Below are 2317 nucleotides of genomic sequence, written 5' to 3'. Positions count from 1 at the left end.
CCTTGGAACCCGGTGCCGCGCCGGCTCCGGCGCAGCCATTGCTGCCGCATCTGGTCATGCCGGCTCACCATGATGTCCGCGAAAGCGATGTCGTGATGCATCGCCTTCACGGCAACATGGCCGCCGCCGCCGAGCGGGGTCCCGCCGATTTCGCCGAGCTTCTCCTGGTTCCCGGCGTCGGCGCCCGCACGGTGCGCGCATTAGCGCTGGTTGCCGAAGTGGTGCATGGCGCGCCGTGCCGGTTTTCGGACCCGGGCCGTTTTTCGCTGGCGCATGGCGGCAAGGACAGGCATCCGTTCCCTGTTCCGCTCAAGGTCTATGACGAGACGATCGGTGTGTTGAAGTCCGCCGTGCAAAAGGCCAGGCTTGGCCGCGAAGAGGAAATCGGCGCATTGAGGCGGCTCGACGATCAGTCGCGGCAGGTCGAGCGATACGTCACCGGTCCCAGCCTGAAGGAGATTGTCGCCGGCGAATTCGACCAGTCGCATCTGCTTGGCGGCCGCAGTGTCTTTGGTTGGGAACCGCCGCCGGATGAGGTGACCGCCGGGCAGAACAAAAAGGCGTGACGGGTCGCTGGCGGGGTATCACGCCACGCGACGGTAGCTGTGACGATCCTTGATGAATTTATTGAAGAAGCGGCCTTTCGAGGAAGCCCTCATGAACGCCGCATAGGTAGCCGGGGAGACTTCCTCATAGTCATAGCGGTTGCCGTGCGGCACGAACCAGACCGAGAGGGTCCTGGTCGCGGGATCATATTGCGTGCTTCGAATGACGTTCGACGGCATGGTGGCACCTGACGGCTCCTCCGATTAACCCGCCAGGCATGGTCCGGTTCCGTACCGCCCGAAGGTGCTACCTGTCGCGTGGATTGCCGAATTTCTCGTCGCGCTTCCTCGAATATCGACCGATGTGCGGCAGCTCGTCGGCAAAGTCGACCCAAGGCAGCCTCAGGTCCCAATAGGCATGGGCATGTGGCTGCAGCCCTTCGGGTCTGTCGAAGAACCCGATTGTCAGATACAACTCGTCCGGCAGGCCTTCGTCGCTATAGCCTATGGAGCTCCCACAGTCGGGACAGAAAGTACGGACAACGCCCGGCGTCCTGGAGAAAGCCTTTGGCGTTCCCTTCAAAAGGCGGAACTGACTCGGCCGATATCCGACCCAGATGGTGAGCGGACTGCCGATCGCCCGTCGGCAATCGTCATCGTGATCGTAGCATATCCAGAAAGGCTCACCGTCCATGGCGGCGGCAATCGCACCGCAAAAGCAGGCCCCGGTTTCAACGCGCGGCATCCGGCACTCCAAGGCTGGAACAAGTCCGGCGGCCTCCGACGGAACCGCCGTCTCCTAAACTTTCACGCCGCTCCGGTGTTCCGTTGCGCCGGTTTCGAGATGTGTCCGAGGCAAGCAAGCGCGGTTCCCGTCTTGCCCTGTGGTCCGGCCTTCACCATCTAGGCACGATGTCGCCGCTCAAACCGAAAACAGCCGGCCGTGTGGCCCAGTACGATCTCTTTGGTGCCGCTCAGGATGATTTGCCGGAGGGCTTCGCGTACCAGCCCGGACTGATCACGCCGCAAGAGGAAATCGAACTTGTCCGACAGCTTGAAGGACTGCCCTTCAAGGCCTTCGACTTCCACGGCCATCTGGCGAACCGGCGTGTCGTCGGTTTTGGCCTTCGCTACGATTATGACCGGCGCGAGGTCGTCGAGGCACCGCCGATCCCTGACTTTCTGCTGCCCCTGCGCGAAAAGGTCGCGGCCTTTGCGCGCCGGCCCACCGACGCCTTCGCCCAGGTCTTGATCAATGAATACCGGCCCGGCGCTGGTATCGGCTGGCACCGCGACAAGCCTCATTTCGAGGACGTCGCGGGCGTCTCGCTGCTGGCGCCCTGCGATTTCCGCCTTCGGCGCGAGAACGGATCTGGATGGGAGCGCCGGACCGTCACTGTCGAGCCGAGATCGGCCTATCTCATGACGGGCTCTTCGCGAACAGAATGGGAGCACAGCATCCCGCCGCTTGCCGAGCACCGCTACTCGATTACCTTGCGGACATTGCGGTCTCGGAATTCCTGAGCTGCGCTGAGGTGTGCAGGGGAAGCTGCCCGCATCCATCTCGCCATAAGTGCTCAACCCGACCCGCGTGCGGCGGAGCGGGTTGAGCAATGTCGTGCTGTTAAATTTTCCTGGAATTGCTCCTAGAGCGGTTCCTGTTTTGAGAGAATCGTAGGATTCCCAAAGCAGCTGGTTTGTGATTCAAGATGCTGGCTGGATTGGAGGCCAGCATCTGATGACGCGAGCGCTTTCAAACGATCTTCGTGAGC

General features: G+C 62.0%; 4 protein-coding genes. 2 read left to right on the top strand and 2 right to left on the bottom strand.

Features of this window, described 5'->3' with window-relative positions:
• On the top strand, window positions 1-566 hold a 566-nt coding region (locus EOA36_RS33580; protein ID WP_145969462.1), incomplete at its 5' end, for a DUF763 domain-containing protein.
• An 18-nt stretch (window positions 567-584) separates the two neighbouring features.
• On the opposite strand, the gene EOA36_RS33575 is transcribed toward EOA36_RS33580, so the two are convergent.
• On the bottom strand, window positions 585-785 hold the full coding sequence (locus EOA36_RS33575) for a KTSC domain-containing protein (RefSeq protein WP_127281024.1): 201 nt from the start codon (window positions 783-785) through the stop codon (window positions 585-587).
• Window positions 786-852: 67 nt separating this feature from the next.
• On the bottom strand, window positions 853-1290 hold the full coding sequence (locus EOA36_RS33570) for a GFA family protein (protein WP_127281023.1): 438 nt from the start codon (window positions 1288-1290) through the stop codon (window positions 853-855).
• Window positions 1291-1457: 167 nt separating this feature from the next.
• Here EOA36_RS33570 and EOA36_RS33565 point away from each other — a divergent pair, with 167 nt between their 5' ends.
• Window positions 1458-2069, top strand: coding sequence for an alpha-ketoglutarate-dependent dioxygenase AlkB (locus EOA36_RS33565; protein ID WP_127281025.1), 612 nt, complete (start codon window positions 1458-1460; stop codon window positions 2067-2069).
• The last annotated feature ends 248 nt before the right edge of the window (window positions 2070-2317 follow it).

The sequence above is a fragment of the Mesorhizobium sp. M8A.F.Ca.ET.021.01.1.1 genome, from assembly GCF_003998025.1.
In the GTDB taxonomy this organism is placed as follows: Bacteria; Pseudomonadota; Alphaproteobacteria; order Rhizobiales; family Rhizobiaceae; genus Mesorhizobium.
This window is presented reverse-complemented; position numbering and strand designations above follow the sequence as displayed.